This is a genomic window from Escherichia sp. MOD1-EC6475, from assembly GCF_003046645.1.
Taxonomy (GTDB): Bacteria; Pseudomonadota; Gammaproteobacteria; order Enterobacterales; family Enterobacteriaceae; genus Escherichia; species Escherichia ruysiae.
Map to the genome: position 1 here is coordinate 38,769 of NZ_PZKQ01000025.1, position 19,618 is coordinate 58,386.

The following is a 19,618-nucleotide window of genomic DNA, read 5'->3' on the forward strand; positions in this document are numbered from 1 at the left end:
CAGGTTCTTCCTCTAATCAGAACGGATAGTCGTGATACCCCATTTGAGAGGAAATTTTACGCGCCGCCGTATGCAGCATAGTCACGTACTCCTGCAAACGCTCCTCAGAAAAACGCAGGGTCGGGAAGGAAATACTCAAACCAGCAATCACCACGCCAAAGCGGTCAAATACTGGAACTGCGATACAGCGCAGTCCCTCTTCCTGCTCTTCGTTATCTTCGCCATAACCTTGCTCGCGCACCTGATCCAACACCGGTAATAACGCTTCCGTGCTGGTAATGGTACGATCGGTACTGCGTTTATACTCAACGCCCTCAAGGATTTGCTTCACTTCATCACGATCGCGCCAGGCCAGCAAGACTTTACCAATCGCAGTACTGTAAAGCGGATTACGACGACCAACCCGTGAATACATGCGCAAATTGTACATAGAGTCAATTTTGTGGATGTAAACAATGCTGTCTTCATCCAGCGCACCAAGGTGGATGGTCTCTTTGGTCAGGCGGGAAAGCTCACGCATCTGGATATCTGCGCTACGAATAAGATCAACATTTTGTAACGCCCGGGCGCCCAGTTCAAACAATTTTAGCGTCAGCGAATATTTCTCCGACTCCCCTTCCTGCGCCACATAGCCCAGGGTTTTCATGGTCTGTAAAAAGCGATAAACGGTGCTTTTTGACATCATGACGCGCTGTGACAGCTCGGTTATCCCTATTTCGCGCTCTTCGCCCAGCGCCTGCAGAATGCCAAAAACTTTCAGTACAGAAGATACAGAATCAGGCTGTTTATCCAGATCTGCGTTAGCCATTTATCACCTCATTGCGAGTGTTTTATAAAAATCAGAACTGTTTTTTATTATAATTTCGTGCCTGGGTGGTCGCAATCCATCTTTTGCCGGTTAGTTACAATTCTGCGACATCCGCAGTGAATATCAGTGCTAGAATCATAACCCTGTTGATTATTACCAAAAGATATAAAATTCCTATGCCAAAAGTTCAGGCCGATGGTCTGCCGTTGCCTCAGCGATACGGCGCGATTTTGACCATTATTATTGGTATTTCGATGGCGGTCCTCGACGGCGCTATCGCCAACGTCGCCTTGCTAACAATCGCCACAGACCTTCATGCCACACCAGCCAGCTCCATCTGGGTAGTGAACGCCTATCAAATCGCCATTGTTGTCTCTCTGCTCTCATTCTCGTTTCTGGGAGATATGTTTGGCTACCGACGCATTTATAAATGCGGTCTGGTGGTTTTTCTGTTGTCTTCGCTGTTCTGCGCCCTTTCTGATTCGCTGCAAATGCTCACCCTGGCGCGCGTAATACAAGGTTTCGGCGGCGCAGCACTGATGAGCGTCAATACTGCACTTATCCGCCTGATCTACCCGCAGCGTTTTCTGGGTAGGGGGATGGGAATTAACTCGTTTATTGTCGCCGTCTCCTCGGCTGCCGGTCCGACAATTGCAGCGGCAATTCTTTCCTTTGCTTCCTGGAAATGGTTATTTTTAATCAACGTGCCGTTGGGTATTATCGCTCTGCTTCTGGCGATGCGTTTTCTGCCACCTAATGGTTCTCGCTCCAGTAAGCCGCGTTTTGACCTGCCCAGCGCCGTGATGAACGCGTTAACCTTCGGCCTGCTTATTACTGCGTTGAGTGGTTTCGCTCAGGGGCAATCGCTGACGTTGATTGCTGCGGAACTGGCGGTAATGGTTGTCGTGGGTATTTTCTTTATTCGCCGCCAGCTTGCTCTTCCCGTACCGCTGCTACCGGTGGATTTACTGCGCATTCCGCTGTTTTCACTTTCTATTTGCACATCTATTTGCTCTTTCTGCGCACAGATGTTGGCAATGGTTTCCCTGCCCTTTTACCTGCAAACCGTGCTTGGGCGCAGTGAAGTAGAAACGGGTTTACTCCTGACACCGTGGCCCTTAGCTACCATGGTGATGGCACCGCTGGCAGGCTATCTGATAGAACGCGTACATGCAGGGTTACTTGGTGCTTTGGGATTGTTCATTATGGCAGCGGGTCTGTTTTCACTGGTTCTGCTGCCCGCTTCTCCTGCGGATATCAACATTATCTGGCCAATGGTCTTATGCGGCGCCGGATTTGGCTTATTCCAGTCACCCAATAACCACACCATCATCACCTCCGCCCCTCGCGAACGTAGCGGTGGTGCCAGTGGCATGTTAGGCACAGCTCGTCTGCTTGGTCAGAGTAGCGGCGCGGCTCTGGTGGCTCTGATGTTAAATCAGTTTGGCGATAATGGTACGCACGTCTCGCTGATGACTGCGGCTATTCTGGCCGTGATTGCTGCTTGCGTCAGTGGGTTACGGATTACCCAACCACGATCTCAGCCATAAAAAAAGCGCGTCGACCAGGACGCGCTTTTTAGCATTTACTTCATATTACTTCAGATATTCACCCGTGCGCAGAGCTTCAATACGTTTATCCAGCGGCGGGTGAGTCATGAACAGCTCACTCAGCGATTTCGATTTACCATTAATGCAGAAAGCCATCATGCTGGTTGCTTCTTGCGGCTCATAGCTGGTTTTCAGGCGCTGCAGCGCGGCAATCATTTTTTCACGCCCAACCAGTTTGGCAGACCCCGCATCGGCGTGGAATTCACGATGACGCGAGAACCACATGGTAATAATGCTCGCCAGAATACCAAATACCAGCTCCAGCACCGTCGCGACAGCAAAGTAGATCAGAGGGTTGCCGTTGCTCTCTTCACCTTCGTCACGGTTACCGCCCATAAAGCCAGCAGCCAGTTGCGCGAGAATACGAGAAATAAAGATAACGAAGGTGTTCACCACGCCCTGAATCAGCGTCATCGTGACCATATCACCATTGGCAATGTGGCTGATTTCGTGAGCGATTACTGCCTCGGCTTCATCCGGGCTCATGTTTTGCAGCAAACCGGTGCTGACAGCAACCAGAGAGGCATCACGGCGCGCACCGGTTGCAAAGGCGTTGATATCCGGCGCATGGTAGATAGCCACTTGCGGCATAGCAATCCCAACCTGACGCGCCTGGGTTGCAACAGTATTGATCAGCCAACGTTCCCTTTCGTTACGCGGTTGCTCGATCACTTCCCCGCCAACAGATCGTAATGCCATCCATTTGGACATCAGAAGCGAAACGAAGGAACCACCAAAACCGAACAGCAAGGCCATAATCATCAGCCCCTGAACGCTGCTCGACTGTATCCCTGTCAGGCTCAGTACCAGCCCGAAAACGACCATCACGGCCAGGTTCGTTAGCAGGAAGAGCGCGATTCGCATCATAATTTTCTTTTTACCTCAGTTTAACAAAACGCAATATGCGATACCCACATCGTATGGGCTACGTGACTATTTTCAAGTCCGGATAGCGCGTAAGTCACCAGAAAGACACAACTTTACATTTTGTAGCATCTGATTTACGGCATCTTGCCACTGTTAAAAAATCAGGCACAATTTCTTGTGCCTGATTGATGTTACTTGACGGGAGCGGGCTGTTCCGCAGGTCTGGCTTTTTCCAGACGCGCTAAATCAAGCGCGATGTTTACTGTTTCATCCAGATACGGATCTGGCTCCTTGTAATCTTTTGGCAGATCGTCCAGTTTCTTCAACTCCGGTTTTCCTTCGCGTTTAAAGCGATCGTTCAACCGCGCCAGACGCGTCGCATCATCTTCGTTATTCTCTTTTTCACGCACAGCGTAATTCAGAGAAACGATGTTGCGTTTGTCCTTCATGGCGTTGAAGCGAGCGATATCCTTCATGATGTTCTGGAACTCAGGATCCTTCGCAATACGCGCATTATGTTCCTTCAGCAACTCCGGTTCAAACGCCGTTAAGTCTCCTGATTTCACATAGGTTGCAGCGTCAATGCTATCCCACGGCAGCGCGTTATCTTCGAATTTCTCACCGGTTTCCGTCTCTTCATTGCCCGTAGGCATGATGATATCTGGCGTTACGCCTTTACGTTGCGTACTGCCGCCGTTAACGCGATAGAATTTCTGGATTGTGTACTGTACTGAACCCAGCGCCGGCCATTCAGGACGTAACATCTGATCGTAGATGCGGTTCAGAGAACGATGCTGCTGGACTGTGCCTTTACCGAATGTCGGCTCACCCACAACCAGCGCACGACCGTAATCCTGCATGGCAGCAGCAAAGATTTCCGAAGCCGAAGCACTGAAACGGTCAACCAGCACCACCAACGGGCCTTTATAGAAAACCTGACCGTCGTTATCGCTATCTTCGCGAACCTTGCCGTTGTTATCACGAACCTGCACAATCGGACCGGAAGGAATAAACAGCCCTGAGAGCGATACGGCTTCAGTCAGCGCCCCACCACCGTTACTACGCAGGTCGATAATGACACTGCTGACATTTTGTTTTTCCAGTTTCTGCAGTTGAACTTTGACATCGTCCGTCAAGCCAACATAGAAGCCCGGAATATCCAGCACACCGACTTTTTCTTTGCCGACAGTCTTCACAGACATTTTAACTGCACGGTCTTCCAGACGAATGCGCTCACGCGTCAGCGTTACTGTCCGGGTCTTGGTTCCTTTACCCGCAGGTAAAATTTCCAGACGAACCTTACTGCCTTTCGGCCCTTTGATTAAGGCAACGACATCATCAAGACGCCAGCCAATCACATCAACCATCGGTTTACCGGTTTGTCCGACACCGACAATTTTGTCACCAACGCTGATAGCTTTACTCTTCGCTGCCGGCCCACCCGCCACCATTGAATTGATAACGGTGTAGTCATCATCCATTTGCAGCACTGCGCCAATACCTTCCAGCGACAAACTCATTTCAGTATTGAACTGTTCGGTATTGCGCGGAGAAAGGTAGTTGGTATGCGGGTCGATTTCGCGTGCAAACGCTGTCATTGCCAGCGAGAAAACATCTTCGCTGTTGGTTTGCGCCAGACGACGAATAGCAAATTTGTAGCGGCGAGTCAGGGTTTCACGAATTTCTTTATCCGTCTTTCCCGTTAGCTTCAGACTTAACTCGTCGAATTTGACTTTGCTGTCCCACAGCGCGTTCAACTCGGCCTCGTTTTTCGGCCAGGGCGCTTTGCTGCGGTCAAGGTTATAAGTGTCGTTGCCGGTGAAATCCATCGGCTTTTCCAGTACCGACAACGCATACTGGTAACGTTCAAAACGGCGTTTTTGCGCCAGATTGTAGAGATCGTAGAAAACGTCGAGTTTGCCTGAACGCAGTTCATCGCCCAACTCGGTTTTCTTTTTCGCGAACTGTTCAACATCGCTTGCCAACAGCACATTGTGGCTGTAATCAAGCAAATTCAGGTAGCGGTCAAAGATTTTGGCCGAGAACGCCTGATCGAGATCGAACTGACGATAATGGGAACGGGTGAAGCGCGACGTTACGCGCTCACTCACAGTCGCATGCTGCGTCTCTTCCTTTAATACCGGAATTTGATCAGCACGCGTAATATCTTCTACAGCGAAGGTCTGGCCTGCTATTGCAAGCAGGCCAGCTAACGCGGTAAGCCTAAAAAACATGTTCATGCCTGGCCCGGCCTCCGTTTCAGAACACCAGGTGTTCTGCGCGCACAATCAAAGACATACCCGAATTCAGTTGGACGCGGACGCCGTCTTTGGTGATTTCTAATACGGTGGCATCCATCGCGTTTTGACCAGCTTTCACCTTCAGGGCTTGTCCGACAGTCAGAGCTGAAATGTCAGAAACCGGGGTATGCTGTTCTTCGCGAGGTGCTTTTACTGTTTTTGGCGCTTTCTCAGCCGGTTTTTGCGCGCGAGGTTTGCGCTCGGCGCCTTCTTTACGGCGTTGCGCGGCAGGACGTGGTTTACGTTCGCGGCGCGGTGCATCTTCTTTCTCACCAGAAGCTGCGGCAGCTTCGCGTTTTTTCGCTTGCTGTTCAGCACGCTGAGCCTGAACGCGTGCTTTCGCTTCTTCAAGCTGTTTGCGAGCATGTTCTACATGCTGCTCGTCCAGCTCACCGCATGGGTTGCCGTCAAGATCGACACGCGTTGCGCCGGGTTTAACACCGTAAAGGTAACGCCAGCTCGAAGTGTAGAGACGTAAAGCAGATCGCAGTTGCGTTTTGCTCAGGTTCATTTCCCCGGCAACACGATCGACCAAATCCTGAAAAATACCGATTTTCAGCGGACGCGCTTCACCTTCCGCACTGAAACAGTGGGGAAAACGTTCGGCCAGAAACGCGATTACTTCTTTACTGCTATTCAACTTAGGTTGATTTTCCATGAAATTTCCTGATTACAACGGACGTAGCCAACAAGCGCAGGCATGAACAGGCGTCATTATAATGACGCCATCAGTAAATGCTACGTTATCCGTTGATTATCCTGCGACGCTCGCAAAGAATTTTTTGTAATCCGTCGTTGCAAGCACCTTTTCAAGCTGTGCCACAAGCTGACGTAAGCCTTGCTCGTCCTCGTCTGTAAAGCGACCGAAGACGGTACTGTCGATGTCGAGAACACCAATAATCTGATTTTTCACCACCAGCGGCAGGACAATTTCAGAATTACTCGCCGCATCACAGGCAATATGCCCGTCAAAAGCGTGAACATCCTCGATTCGTTGTACTTGATTGCGGGCAACCGCAGTGCCACACACGCCGCGCCCGACGGGGATCCGTACACAGGCAATTTTGCCCTGAAATGGTCCGAGCACCAGCGTATCGTCCTCAAGTAAATAAAAACCGGCCCAGTTTACGTCTGTCAGACGTTCGTATAACAACGCGCTGGTGTTTGCCAGCGTTGCCAGAAAACTGGTTTCTCCCGCCATCAGCGCATTAAAGTCGCGGTTTAAGTCCGCGTAAAATTCTGTTTTGTTCATTATATAATCACTTGGTTGTCTTACCTGAAACTGCCAGCCTATTAAAATAAGCATTAAATGCGTTAATGCTCAAGATCATTCCCATCATGGGTTAAGATTAATGCTAATTCTTACTATATTTGGCTCGTCATGGCACTTAACACCCCGCAAATTACGCCAACAAAAAAGATAACAGTGAGCTCAATCGGCGAGGAACTGCCGCGTGGTGATTACCAACGTTGCCCGCAATGTGACATGCTGTTTAGCCTGCCCGAGATAAATTCGCATCAAAGTGCCTATTGTCCGCGCTGTCAGGCCAAAATTCGTGATGGGCGTGACTGGTCGCTAACGCGCCTGGCGGCAATGGCGTTCACCATGCTGTTGCTGATGCCGTTTGCCTGGGGCGAACCGCTATTGCATATCTGGCTGTTAGGTATTCGTATTGACGCCAACGTCATGCAAGGCATCTGGCAAATGACTAAACAAGGTGATCCTGTAACGGGCGCGATGGTGTTTTTCTGCGTTATCGGCGCCCCACTTATCCTCGTCACATCTATTGCTTATTTGTGGTTTGGCAACCGACTGGGGATGAACTTACGCCCGGTACTGCTGATGCTTGAGCGACTGAAAGAGTGGGTGATGCTGGATATCTACCTGGTCGGCATTGGTGTTGCTTCTATAAAGGTACAGGATTATGCCCATATCCAGGCTGGTGTCGGCTTATTCTCTTTTGTGGCGTTGGTGATTTTAACGACGGTGACGTTGTCACATCTTAATGTTGAACAGCTGTGGGAGCGATTTTATCCTGAACGCCCTGCCACGCCCAGGGACGCGAAACTACGCGTTTGCCTGGGGTGTCACTTTACCGGCTATCCTGATCCGCGCGGTCGCTGCCCCCGCTGCCATATCCCGCTTCGCCTGCGTCGTCATCATAGTCTTCAAAAATGTTGGGCGGCGCTGTTGGCTTCAGTCGTCTTGTTGTTACCAGCCAACCTGTTGCCTATCTCGATCATTTATCTGAACGGTGGACGACAAGAAGATACGATTCTTTCCGGCATTATGTCGCTGGCAAACAGCAATATTGCGGTCGCCGGAATTGTGTTTATCGCCAGTATTCTGGTGCCGTTTACCAAAGTGATTGTTATGTTCACTTTATTATTGAGCATTCATTTTAAATGCCAGCAAGGGCTACGCACGCGAATACTGTTACTGCGAATGGTGACCTGGATTGGTCGCTGGTCGATGCTCGATCTGTTTGTCATTTCTTTAACTATGTCGCTGATCAATCGCGATCAGATCCTCGCTTTTACTATGGGACCGGCTGCGTTTTATTTCGGCGCAGCGGTTATTTTAACTATTCTTGCAGTGGAATGGCTGGACAGCCGCTTACTTTGGGATGCACATGAGTCAGGAAACGCCCGCTTCGACGACTGAAGCGCAGATTAAAACTAAACGCCGTATCTCACCTTTCTGGCTACTGCCGTTCATTGCGCTAATGATTGCCGGCTGGCTGATTTGGGACAGTTATCAGGATCGGGGGAACACCGTCACCATCGACTTTATGTCGGCGGACGGCATTGTCCCTGGCCGCACACCTGTTCGTTATCAGGGGGTTGAAGTCGGAACAGTTCAGGATGTCAGCCTCAGCGATGATCTTCGTAAGATTGAAGTCAGGGTCAGCATCAAGTCCGATATGAAAGATGCGCTGCGCGAAGAGACGCAGTTCTGGCTGGTGACACCAAAAGCCTCTCTGGCTGGTGTCTCCGGGTTGGATGCGCTGGTTGGGGGTAACTATATCGGCATGATGCCAGGCAAAGGCAAAGAGCAGGATCACTTTGTCGCCCTCGATACCCAACCGAAATATCGACTGGATAATGGTGATCTGATGATCCACCTACAGGCTCCCGATCTTGGTTCGCTGAATAGTGGTTCGCTGGTCTATTTTCGCAAGATCCCGGTGGGACGTGTCTACGACTATGCGATCACCCCCAATAACCAGGGCGTGGTGATTGATGTCCTGATTGAGCGGCGTTTTACCGATCTGGTGAAAAAAGGGAGTCGCTTCTGGAACGTTTCTGGCGTTGATGCCAATGTCAGTATCAGTGGCGCGAAAGTGAAACTGGAAAGTCTGGCTGCGCTGGTTAACGGTGCGATTGCCTTCGATTCGCCGGAAGAGTCGAAACCTGCTGAAGCGGAAGATACCTTTGGTTTGTATGAAGACCTCGCCCACAGCCAGCGTGGGGTAATCATAAAACTGGAACTGCCGAGCGGTGCCGGATTAACCGCCGACTCAACGCCGTTAATGTATCAGGGGCTGGAAGTCGGACAACTGACGAAACTGGATTTAAACCCAGGCGGCAGAGTCACCGGAGAAATGACCGTTGATCCCAGCGTCGTAACGCTGTTACGGGAAAATACCCGCATCGAATTACGCAACCCGAAATTATCCCTCAGCGATGCCAACCTCAGCGCCCTGCTCACGGGCAAAACCTTCGAGCTGGTGCCAGGCGATGGTGAGCCGCGCAAGGAGTTTGTCGTTGTGCCTGGGGAGAAAGCCCTGCTGCATGAACCTGATGTTCTGACGCTGACCCTGACCGCGCCAGAAAGTTACGGTATTGATGCAGGCCAGCCGCTCATTCTGCATGGCGTGCAGGTCGGTCAGGTAATTGAACGTAAACTCACCAGCAAAGGCGTCACCTTTACCGTCGCCATTGAACCACAGCATCGCGAGCTGGTAAAAGGCGACAGCAAATTTGTCGTCAATAGCCGTGTCGATGTGAAAGTGGGACTGGACGGCGTTGAGTTTCTCGGTGCCAGCGCCTCTGAATGGATCAACGGAGGAATACGTATTCTGCCGGGCGATAAAGGCGAAATGAAAGCCAGCTATCCGCTGTATGCCAATCTGGAAAAAGCCCTGGAAAACAGCCTTAGCGATTTGCCCACCACGACCGTGAGTTTGAGTGCAGAAACATTACCAGACGTGCAGGCGGGATCGGTAGTGCTGTACCGTAAGTTTGAGGTTGGCGAAGTCATCACCGTGCGCCCACGGGCTAACGCCTTTGATATCGACCTGCATATTAAGCCGGAATATCGCAACCTTCTGACCAGCAACAGCGTGTTCTGGGCAGAAGGCGGGGCGAAAGTTCAGCTTAATGGTAGCGGCCTGACCGTACAGGCTTCGCCACTTTCACGGGCGTTAAAGGGGGCTATCAGCTTCGATAACCTCAGCGGCGCCAGCGCCAGCCAGCGTAAAGGCGATAAGCGTATTCTGTATGCGTCAGAAACGGCGGCTCGTGCCGTCGGCGGGCAGATTACGCTCCACGCTTTTGATGCCGGAAAACTGGCGGTCGGTATGCCAATTCGCTACCTCGGTATTGATATCGGGCAAATTCAGACGCTGGATCTGATAACCGCACGTAATGAAGTACAGGCAAAAGCGGTGCTCTATCCAGAATATGTCCAGACCTTCGCTCGCGGTGGTACACGCTTCTCGGTGGTCACACCGCAGATTTCGGCAGCCGGCGTTGAGCACCTTGATACCATCCTCCAGCCGTATATTAACGTCGAACCCGGACGTGGTAATCCTCGCCGCGACTTTGAATTACAGGAGGCTACCATTACCGATTCTCGTTACCTGGATGGCTTAAGCATTATTGTTGAAGCGCCAGAGGCCGGATCGTTAGGCATCGGTACACCGGTACTGTTCCGTGGTCTGGAAGTGGGTACGGTCACTGGAATGACGCTGGGCACACTATCGGATCGGGTGATGATTGCGATGCGCATTAGTAAACGTTATCAACACCTGGTGCGTAACAATTCCGTCTTCTGGCTGGCATCGGGCTACAGTCTGGACTTTGGTCTTACGGGTGGCGTAGTGAAAACCGGTACGTTTAACCAGTTTATCCGTGGTGGGATCGCTTTTGCCACTCCGCCTGGTACTCCGCTGGCACCGAAAGCCCAGGAAGGCAAACACTTCTTGTTGCTGGAAAGCGAACCGAAAGAGTGGCGTGAGTGGGGAACCGCGCTACCCAAATAATGCACACTGCTCCGGCGTACCTGCGCCGGAGCGTTTATGCTAAACTGCGCGCCTGTTTTTTTGCCAGTGGTACATGCTCGTGGCCCAACACACCGTTTATTTCCCGGACGCCTTTCTGACGCAAATGCTTGAAGCAATGCCTTCGACGCTCTCATTTGATGATTTTCTTGCCGCCTGTCAGCGCCCGTTGCGCCGCAGCATTCGCGTTAATACGCTGAAAATCTCCGTTGCTGATTTCCTGCAATTAACCGCTCCTTATGGCTGGACGCTAACGCCGATCCCGTGGTGTGAAGAGGGTTTCTGGATCGAACGCGACGATGAAGATGCATTGCCGCTGGGTAGTACCGCCGAGCATTTGAGTGGCCTGTTTTATATTCAGGAAGCCAGTTCAATGTTACCGGTTGCTGCATTGTTTGCCGATGGTAACGCCCCAAAACGGGTGATGGATGTCGCTGCTGCACCAGGCTCAAAAACGACGCAGATTGCCGCACGGATGAATAACGAAGGGGCGCTCCTTGCCAACGAGTTTTCCGCCAGCCGGGTTAAAGTGTTACATGCCAATATCAGCCGCTGCGGTATCAGTAACGTGGCTCTGACTCATTTTGATGGTCGCGTGTTTGGTGCAGCGTTGCCAGAAATGTTCGATGCTATTTTGCTGGATGCTCCCTGCTCCGGCGAAGGTGTGGTGCGTAAAGATCCCGATGCGCTGAAAAACTGGTCACCAGAAAGCAATCAGGAGATCGCAGCCACCCAGCGGGAACTGATCGACAGTGCCTTTCATGCGTTACGTCCTGGCGGCACGCTGGTTTACTCGACCTGTACTTTAAACCGGGAAGAGAACGAAGCCGTTTGCCTGTGGCTGAAAGAGACTTACCCTGATGCTGTAGAGTTTTTACCGCTGGGCGATCTCTTCTCTGGCGCGGACAAGGCGCTGACCGAGGAAGGCTTTTTGCACGTCTTCCCACAAATTTATGATTGCGAAGGCTTTTTCGTTGCTCGTCTGCGTAAAACTCAGGCGATTCCCGCCTTACCCGCTCCAAAATACAAAGTGGGCAATTTCCCGTTCAGCCCGGTGAAAGATCGCGAAGCTGGACAAATTCGTCAGGCGGCTGCAGGTGTTGGCTTAAACTGGGATGAAAACCTGCGCCTCTGGCAGCGCGATAAAGAAATCTGGTTATTCCCGGTGGGCATTGAAGCGTTGATCGGTAAGGTCCGGTTTTCCCGTCTGGGGATTAAACTTGCTGAAACGCATAACAAAGGTTATCGCTGGCAGCATGAAGCCGTCATTGCCCTTGCCTCCCCCGACCACACTAACGCGTTTGAACTGACACCACAGGAAGCGGAAGAGTGGTATCGCGGGCGCGACGTCTACCCGCAAACCGCGCCAGTTACGGATGATGTGCTGGTCACCTTCCAGTATCAGCCAATCGGTTTAGCCAAACGTATTGGCTCACGGCTGAAAAACAGTTACCCACGGGAGCTGGTACGTGACGGAAAACTGTTTACCGGTAACGCCTGACAACGCACAAAAAAAGCGCACGTTTTGACTGGCGCATTCGGCTGCCTCAACTACGCTGAAAAATGGTGCGATCGGACTGGTCGTACCACAACCGGCACTTAAATGGAGAGCACGAAGATGAAAACCAGTGTACGCATAGGCGCTTTTGAAATCGACGACGGCGAGTTAACCGGCGAATCGCCTGGTGACCGAACGTTAACCATCCCCTGTAAATCTGACCCGGATTTATGTATGCAACTTGATGCCTGGGACGCCGAAACCAGCATCCCAGCCCTGCTAAACGGCGAACACTCTGTCCTTTACCGTACCCGCTACGATCAAAAGTCTGATGCCTGGATTATGCGCCTTGCCTGATCCAAAAAGAACCCGTCGGCATGACGGGTTATTTATCCTGGTTATTTCCCCCGTTGTAAAATCTCCCCTAAACTTAACGGTACGGCACCGCACTTCGAGGATGAAATGTTCGCGCTGGTACTTTTTGTTTGCTATCTGGACGCTGGTTGTGACGATATTGTGGTTGATGTCTACAATACGGAACAGCAGTGCCTCTATTCAATGGACGATCAACGGATCCGTCACGGCGGCTGTTTTCCGATTGAGGATTTTATTGATGGTTTCTGGCGACCTGCACACGAGCACAGTGACTTTTAATTATTGCAGTTGCACAAGAGTCAACTCACCTCCGAAGACGGCGCCGGTATCAATATAATGCAAGTTACCGATATCCACGCGATGCCGTAATGGCGTATGCCCAAACCAGAAATGATCGGCACCTGTAATTCCCTGCCCTTTTTGACTCCCACGCAATCGCGATCGACTCCACAACACCTGATGCAGATCGACTTCCTTATGCCACTCATAAATATCGTTGGGGTAATCCGCATGGGCGATGACATGCAATCCGCTACTACAGCTTAATTCAATTATCCACGGCAAAGACCAGCACTTTTCCAGCGCCATTCTCGCCTGCTCGCATTGGCGCCCGGTCAGTGTGGCAAACCAGTCACCGCCATTCATAAACCACAAAGACATCTGCTGTGAATCCAGCGCATCTATCGCCATCTGCTCATGATTGCCCCTTACCGCTCTGACCCAGCGTTGATCCAGTAATTGCAGGCAACGCAAACTCTCCGGGCCACGATCGATAACGTCACCAACCGAGATCAGCAAGTCTTGCCACGGGTCAAACCGGCAGTGCCACAATTTTTTACGCAGTTGCGCCAGGCAGCCATGAATATCCCCCACCAGCCAGATATGTCGCCACTGACTGCCATCAATCTTCTGATAGATGTGTCTCGCCTGTTTCATCAATTCCTTACTCCCGCGCAGAAGATCACATTATCTTAACAAGAATGTTAAAAAAGCCTGGACTGAAGCAGTAGAGTGTGTGTTATGGTTGATGGTGAAGCCAGTGCAGTAAAAGCTGTGATGTAATCATCAAACTGGCTTTATAGATAAAAAGAGACCGAACACGATTCCTGTATTCGGTCCAGGGAAATGGCTCTTGGGAGAGAGCCGTGCGCTAAAAGTTGGCATTAATGCAGGCTTAGTTGCCTTGCCCTTTAAGAATAGATGACGACGCCAGGTTTTCCAGTCCGCGCGTAAAGTGGTCAGAAAAAAAGCGCGTTTATCATCCTCTTAAATGTTAAAAACCGCCCGTTCTGGTGAAAGCACACGGGCGGTTTTTTATTGGAAATCAAAAGACTACTATAGATAATTAACAGAGTTTCTCAGCTCTTTCAATAAACGGTGCCAGACTCATTTTTTCACCTGGTTTGTTAGGATCATCAATCTGGATCACTGAGATAGGCTGGGCGTTGGTCTTTCCGCTGGTAACTTCTTTTTGCGCGACATCGTTCAAAGGGTACTGCACCAGAGTGCTGGGGTTAATGACATACAGCGCATTGCCCGGTCGGCATGTCAGCATCACTTCTTCACGATTAAATGCCCATTTGTCTTTGCCAATTTCAAAGCGACTAACGGTGATCACTTGTGGCGCCGCCAGCGCCGCTGCCGAACTGGTAAGCAATACAAATGCCAGAATACTTTTTTTCATCATTTTCGTAATCCATCAAAAAGGTTCGAGAGTTGCAAGCAGGCTGATAATCACCAGCACAACCGCACCAATCGCCCATTCGAGTTTTGTCATCCACACAAACCACGGAGCCGCACGGTCTTCATCTTGCCCCATCCGTGGCACCAGAACATAACGATTTGCCAGTGCAATGGCTACCATAATCATCACCAATATGACCTTTAGAAATAAAAGCTGCCCCCAGTAAGTCGCAAGTGTTGCGGGAAATCCGGTAATGAATAATGCATTAAGCACGCCGCTTGCCAGCACACCAATCACCGCAAAATGCCCACACCAGGAGAATCGCATCAGTGCATGAATGGCCTGACGTCGCCAGCGCCCTTTCACCAACCGCATACACCAGACAACCGGCAGCAAGCCACCAAACCATGCAGCCGCGCAAATCAGATGTACAGCGTGATTAGTCTGATGGATTTTCGCTGTTAATCCTTCGTTTAACGTCGCATGTCCTACTCCCGCCATCAGGATAAATTGCGCGGTAGTTAGCACAAACAACAAACGTGGCATGTTCCCTGGTTGCATCAGAGCGACGGTTAGCGTAACGAGGGCGAGAACGATTTGCCAAATCCAGACACCACCAAACTGCGTTTGTAACACCGATTGCCAAATGTTCAACGAAACCACATCCGACCATCCCGCGCCCATCAACCCGCCCTGAACGGCGAACATCGCAGCGGCGCTGCTCAAACTCCAGACGGCAGCATGTTGTTGTAAACGCAGGAAACGTTTCGTCAGCAAGCGACGAAGTGCCATTGGAGCCAGCCATGCGCCATACATCGCGAAGCCAAAGACCAGCATCAGGGAGGTAAAATGGATAAATCGCAGTGCGACCCAGGTAAACGCCAGCATGTTTTATTTCACTGTAAAGGTGTAATGCCCTTTGGTTTTATGCCCGTCCACCGAGACAACATGCCAGTTGACGGTATAACTTCCGGGCTTCAGGGCGTCGGCAAGCGGAACAATCAATTGGTTTTTGTCTTGTTCATTACGCTTCGCGGGTAATGTTTTAATATCTTCATTCTTTGAACCGATGATTTTGGCGCCGCTGAATCCGGGTTCAATACTTTCAGAGAAGTTTAAAGTAATGGCCTGTGGGGCAGCAGTAACCTCCGCATTCGCCGCAGGATACTGACGCGTCAGATGCGCATGTGCCCAGACAGAAGGCGCCAGCGAAGCGGCAAAAAATACGAGTGCGTAACGAAGAGAGCGTGCAGTTGAAACCATATTATCTATTCCTTTTTGTAATAACTTTTTTACAGAGCATAACCTTGTCTAATGATAGAGTCGAGGATCATCAATTCCGGCTTGCCATCCTGGCTGACTCTTAGTAACTTTTGCCCGCAATTAACGAGGAGACACAATATGCTGAAGAATCTGGCTAAACTGGATCAAACTGAAATGGATAAAGTTAATGTCGATCTGGCGGCTGCCGGGGTGGCATTTAAAGAACGTTACAATATGCCGGTAATTGCTGAGGCGGTTGAACGTGAACAACCGGAACACCTGCGAAGCTGGTTTCGTGAGCGCCTTATCACCCACCGTCTCGCCTCTGTAAATCTGTCACGTTTACCTTACGAGCCTAAACTTAAATAAACCTTATATTAAGTTACACTTTCTTACATGATGCCTGCTAAATTGTGAGTATTTTCTTATACGCATCAATATTTGCGGACACTGTGAAAAGGAAGTCATCATGACATACAGGAAAGTCGCAGCAGCACAATATGAGCCTCGTAATGCCTCACTCACTGAGCAGGTAGCCCATCATCTGGAGTTCGTGAGGGCTGCCGCCAGACAGCAGTGCGAACTTTTAGTTTTTCCCTCGCTTTCTCTATTGGGCTGTGATTATAAACGACGATCTCTGCCTGCCCCGCCCGACCTTTCGCTGTTAGCCCCGCTTTGTTATGCCGCGACAACATGGCGAATGACCATTATTACCGGCCTCCCCGTTGAACATAATGAACGTTTTATTCGTGGTATTGCAGTATTCGCCCCAGGGATGAACGCGCCCGGAATTTATCATCAAAGCCACGGCGCATGTCTGGATCGACATTCGAAAACCATCACTGTGGTGGATGGACAACCTGAAGGCATTGATATGCCCCCAACCTGTTCGCTGTTTACCACCGGTCAGTGCATCAGTGAGCCCGACCTGTTGACTTCTACTCGCCACTTACAATTTTTCTCACATCAATTCTCCATCGCCGTCCTGATGGCTAATGCCCGGGGCAACAGCGCACTGTGGGATGAACATGGCAGCCTTATTGTTCGCGCCGATCGCGGTTCGTTATTGTTAGTTGGTCAACGCACACCGCAGGGTTGGCAAGGCGATATCATTCCATTACGCTAGGCGTTTTCGGCCCGGAGTTTTGCCATGCTGCGTATTATCGATACAGAAACCTGCGGTTTACAGGGAGGGATCGTCGAGATTGCCTCAGTTGATGTTGTTGATGGGAAAATCGTCAACCCCATGAGCCACCTGGTGCGCCCCGACCGTCCCATCAGCCCACAGGCTATGGCAATTCACCGAATTACCGAAGCCATGGTCGCCGACAAACCGTGGATTGAGGAGGTGATCCCGCACTACTATGGTAGTGAATGGTATGTCGCACACAACGCCAGCTTTGACCGCCGCGTACTGCCTGAAATGCCTGGCGAGTGGATCTGCACGATGAAACTGGCTCGTCGTTTGTGGCCAGGAATCAAGTACAGCAATATGGCGTTGTATAAAACACGTAAACTCAATGTACAAACGCCGCCAGGCTTGCATCACCACCGTGCGCTGTATGACTGTTACATCACCGCTGCCTTGCTTATCGATATTATGAACACATCCGGCTGGACGGTGGAACAAATGGCGGATATCACTGGACGTCCATCATTGTTAACGACGTTCACGTTTGGCAAGTATCGCGGTAAAGCAGTATCAGAAGTTGCAGAGCGCGATCCGGGCTACCTGCGCTGGTTGTTTAATAACCTCGACAGTATGAGCCCGGAATTGCGTTTAACGTTGAAGCATTATCTGGAGAATGCTTAAGCCGTTGGCTGACCGGGTAATGTCCCCTGCGCCAGCGCAACCAGAAAAGCATATTCCATCGCCACACCTTCGTAAGATTTGAAGCGCCCCGATTTACCGCCGTGCCCTGAGTCCATGTCGGTACACAGCAATAACAGATGGTCATCGGTTTTAAGCTCGCGCAATTTAGCCACCCATTTTGCCGGTTCCCAGTATTGCACCTGTGAATCGTGTAAACCGGTCGTTACCAGCAAATGCGGATAAGGCTGCGCGGTGACGTTGTCATACGGGCTGTAGCTTTTCATATACTCATAATATTGCGGATCCTGCGGATTCCCCCACTCTTCAAATTCGCCAGTGGTAAGAGGTATTGATTCATCAAGCATCGTCGTCACGACATCAACAAACGGCACCTGAGCGATAACACCGTGGAACAGTTCGGGGCGTTCGTTAATCGCGACCCCCATCAGCATTCCCCCCGCACTGCCTCCCATTGCATAACAGAGCGAAGGAGAGCCATAGCCCAGTTTTAACAAAGCATCGCAGGCATCAAGGTAATCATTAAACGTATTTTTCTTCTTCAGGAATTTACCGTCTTCGTACCATTGTTGCCCCAGTTCGCCGCCACCACGAACATGCACAATGGCGTAGACAAATCCACGATCCAACAAACTCAGGCGGCTAAAACTGAAATCGGCATCTATGCTTGCGCCGTAAGAACCATAACCGTATACCAGAAGCGGATTGTTGCCTTTCTGGAAGTGCTTACGATGATAGACCAGCGAAACCGGAACTTCGACGCCATCCCGGGCAGTGATCCACAAGTGTTCACTGCGGTAATTCGCCGCATCAAAACCGGGTACTTCAGTTTGTTTCAACACGCGGCGCTCGCCGGTATCCATATCCAGTTCAAATAAAGTATCTGGCGTGGTCATGGAGGAATAACCGTAACGCAATCGCGCAGTTTCAGGTTCTGGATTGTAGGCAATCCAGGTCACGTAGGCCGGATCATCAAAGGCAATGCCGATGACTTCCCGTGTCTTGCGGTTAATTTGGCGCAAACTGGTTAACCCGCGCTGACGCTCTTCAACCACCAGCCAGTCGGTAAACAGCGTAAACCCTTCCAGCATGATGTTATCGCGTGGCGGAATTAACTCTTCCCACTGTTGCTCATCGCGCATACGGGTACGGTATAAGCCAAAGTTTTTGCCGTTACGATTGGAACGCACATAAAACCGATGCTGGTAGTGATCAAGACTGTATTCGTGATCTTTGCGGCGCGGCAGAAAAACAAACGGCTCGGCATCGGCCATTTCCGCGTCCAGCAAGCGAACTTCACTGGTGGTGGCGCTGGCCAGGTGAATGACTACATAGTGCTTCGATGTCGTTTTATGCAAACTGACGTAATAGGTATCGTCTTTTTCTTCGTAGATCAGTTTATCTTGCGATGCCGGAGTCCCGATGGCGTGGCGCCAAACCTGATAAGGCAGCAGCGTCACCGGATGCTTACGCACATAATAGAAAGTCCACGAGTCATTCGCCCAGACAAAGCTGGGATCGACATTATCCAGCAATTCAGGATACCAGTTGCCCGTTTCAAGATTGCGAAAACGGATGCCGTACTGGCGCCGGGAAAGGAAATCTTCCGCCAGCGCCATAATGGTGTTATCGGGGGTAATTGCCATTCCGCCCATCGAATAAAACTCACTGTGCGCCGCGCGCTTGTTGGCATCGAGCAATGTTTCCCACTCATCCCACTCTTCACTGAACGCCGACTGACGCTGGTAGATGGCATATTCACAGCCAGGTTCATAAATATGCCGGTAGCGGTAGCCATTTTTGATGTAGGGCGCAGAAACTTCTCTTTGCGGAATGCGGTCGATAATTTCCTTTAATATGCGATCCTGCAAGGCTTGTTGCGAGGCCATCACCCGATGACCGTAGCTATTTTCTTGTTGCAGGTAGTCCAGTACTTCCGGCTGCGAGCGTGTGTCGTCCCGCAGCCAGTAGTAATTATCGATGCGCGTATCGCCATGAAGCGTCATGGCGTGGGGAATGCGGGCGGCTTTTGGTAGCATGTTATTGTTCTTTCTGGTTGAAACATCTTATAAGGGTGGCAAAACTCACCCGGGATGC

Annotated in this window: 19 protein-coding genes; 9 read left to right on the plus strand and 10 right to left on the minus strand. The window is 50.8% G+C overall.

Going from position 1 to position 19,618, the window contains the following annotated elements; genetic code table 11:
- Window positions 1-16: 16 nt before the first annotated feature.
- Complete coding sequence (kdgR, locus tag A7589_RS08300; RefSeq protein ID WP_001262206.1) at window positions 17-808, minus strand: DNA-binding transcriptional regulator KdgR; 792 nt, start codon at window positions 806-808, stop codon at window positions 17-19.
- Window positions 809-984: 176 nt separating this feature from the next.
- On the opposite strand from kdgR, the gene A7589_RS08305 reads away from it, so the two are divergent.
- Complete coding sequence (locus tag A7589_RS08305; RefSeq protein WP_108188800.1) at window positions 985-2,358, plus strand: MFS transporter; 1,374 nt, start codon at window positions 985-987, stop codon at window positions 2,356-2,358.
- A 45-nt stretch (window positions 2,359-2,403) separates the two neighbouring features.
- Here A7589_RS08305 and htpX read toward each other — a convergent pair whose 3' ends face one another.
- The 4 genes from htpX to msrC form a co-directional block, all read right to left on the minus strand.
- Window positions 2,404-3,285 (minus strand): protease HtpX, encoded by an 882-nt coding sequence (gene htpX, locus A7589_RS08310; RefSeq protein WP_000984501.1) that lies wholly within the window; start codon window positions 3,283-3,285, stop codon window positions 2,404-2,406.
- A 191-nt stretch (window positions 3,286-3,476) separates the two neighbouring features.
- On the minus strand, window positions 3,477-5,525 hold the full coding sequence (gene prc / locus A7589_RS08315; protein ID WP_108188801.1) for a carboxy terminal-processing peptidase: 2,049 nt from the start codon (window positions 5,523-5,525) through the stop codon (window positions 3,477-3,479).
- A gap of 19 nt (window positions 5,526-5,544) precedes the next feature.
- The gene (gene proQ, locus A7589_RS08320; protein WP_000431380.1) at window positions 5,545-6,243 is read right to left on the minus strand and encodes an RNA chaperone ProQ; all 699 of its coding nucleotides are present in this window, start codon (window positions 6,241-6,243) and stop codon (window positions 5,545-5,547) included.
- A gap of 96 nt (window positions 6,244-6,339) precedes the next feature.
- A complete protein-coding gene (msrC, locus tag A7589_RS08325) occupies window positions 6,340-6,837 on the minus strand; it encodes a free L-methionine (R)-S-oxide reductase MsrC (RefSeq protein WP_001043882.1) in 498 nt (165 codons plus the stop codon).
- A 129-nt stretch (window positions 6,838-6,966) separates the two neighbouring features.
- On the opposite strand from msrC, the gene yebS reads away from it, so the two are divergent.
- The 5 genes from yebS (at window position 6,967) to A7589_RS08350 (ending at window position 13,022) form a co-directional block, all read left to right on the plus strand.
- On the plus strand, window positions 6,967-8,250 hold the full coding sequence (yebS, locus tag A7589_RS08330) for a membrane integrity lipid transport subunit YebS (protein ID WP_108188802.1): 1,284 nt from the start codon (window positions 6,967-6,969) through the stop codon (window positions 8,248-8,250).
- Entirely contained in the window at window positions 8,219-10,852 is a 2,634-nt protein-coding gene (gene yebT, locus A7589_RS08335; RefSeq protein ID WP_000076947.1) for a lipid-binding membrane homeostasis protein YebT, read from the plus strand. The genes yebS and yebT overlap by 32 nt, the downstream gene beginning before the upstream one ends.
- 79 nt (window positions 10,853-10,931) lie before the next feature.
- Window positions 10,932-12,371 carry a 16S rRNA (cytosine(1407)-C(5))-methyltransferase RsmF gene (gene rsmF, locus A7589_RS08340; protein WP_108188813.1) on the plus strand — a complete coding sequence of 480 codons (1,440 nt, stop codon included), beginning with the start codon at window positions 10,932-10,934 and terminating at the stop codon, window positions 12,369-12,371.
- Window positions 12,372-12,488: 117 nt separating this feature from the next.
- Complete coding sequence (locus A7589_RS08345) at window positions 12,489-12,725, plus strand: DUF1480 family protein (protein ID WP_010345804.1); 237 nt, start codon at window positions 12,489-12,491, stop codon at window positions 12,723-12,725.
- 105 nt (window positions 12,726-12,830) lie between these two features.
- Window positions 12,831-13,022, plus strand: a complete 192-nt coding sequence (locus A7589_RS08350; RefSeq protein WP_000457830.1) for a YdfD/YebW family protein — start codon at window positions 12,831-12,833, stop codon at window positions 13,020-13,022.
- Here A7589_RS08350 and pphA read toward each other — a convergent pair whose 3' ends face one another.
- The 4 genes from pphA to yobA all read right to left on the minus strand — a co-directional run bounded on the left by pphA (window position 13,023) and on the right by yobA (window position 15,690).
- The gene (gene pphA / locus A7589_RS08355; protein WP_105282436.1) at window positions 13,023-13,679 is read right to left on the minus strand and encodes a protein-serine/threonine phosphatase; all 657 of its coding nucleotides are present in this window, start codon (window positions 13,677-13,679) and stop codon (window positions 13,023-13,025) included.
- Between the two features lie 409 nt (window positions 13,680-14,088).
- On the minus strand, window positions 14,089-14,430 hold the full coding sequence (locus A7589_RS08360; protein ID WP_000976488.1) for a YebY family protein: 342 nt from the start codon (window positions 14,428-14,430) through the stop codon (window positions 14,089-14,091).
- A gap of 12 nt (window positions 14,431-14,442) precedes the next feature.
- On the minus strand, window positions 14,443-15,315 hold the full coding sequence (gene copD, locus A7589_RS08365; protein ID WP_000879338.1) for a copper homeostasis membrane protein CopD: 873 nt from the start codon (window positions 15,313-15,315) through the stop codon (window positions 14,443-14,445).
- 3 nt (window positions 15,316-15,318) lie between these two features.
- The gene (gene yobA, locus A7589_RS08370) at window positions 15,319-15,690 is read right to left on the minus strand and encodes a CopC domain-containing protein YobA (protein ID WP_000255067.1); all 372 of its coding nucleotides are present in this window, start codon (window positions 15,688-15,690) and stop codon (window positions 15,319-15,321) included.
- 138 nt (window positions 15,691-15,828) lie between these two features.
- On the opposite strand from yobA, the gene holE reads away from it, so the two are divergent.
- The 3 genes from holE to exoX all read left to right on the plus strand — a co-directional run bounded on the left by holE (window position 15,829) and on the right by exoX (window position 17,503).
- Window positions 15,829-16,059 carry a DNA polymerase III subunit theta gene (holE, locus tag A7589_RS08375; protein ID WP_000916765.1) on the plus strand — a complete coding sequence of 77 codons (231 nt, stop codon included), beginning with the start codon at window positions 15,829-15,831 and terminating at the stop codon, window positions 16,057-16,059.
- A gap of 100 nt (window positions 16,060-16,159) precedes the next feature.
- Window positions 16,160-16,816 (plus strand): carbon-nitrogen hydrolase family protein YobB, encoded by a 657-nt coding sequence (gene yobB / locus A7589_RS08380; protein WP_000222245.1) that lies wholly within the window; start codon window positions 16,160-16,162, stop codon window positions 16,814-16,816.
- A gap of 24 nt (window positions 16,817-16,840) precedes the next feature.
- Entirely contained in the window at window positions 16,841-17,503 is a 663-nt protein-coding gene (exoX, locus tag A7589_RS08385; protein ID WP_000944291.1) for an exodeoxyribonuclease X, read from the plus strand.
- Here exoX and ptrB read toward each other — a convergent pair.
- Window positions 17,500-19,560 carry an oligopeptidase B gene (ptrB, locus tag A7589_RS08390; RefSeq protein ID WP_000936926.1) on the minus strand — a complete coding sequence of 687 codons (2,061 nt, stop codon included), beginning with the start codon at window positions 19,558-19,560 and terminating at the stop codon, window positions 17,500-17,502. The two genes, exoX and ptrB, sit on opposite strands and share 4 nt — an antisense overlap.
- Window positions 19,561-19,618: the final 58 nt, after the last annotated feature.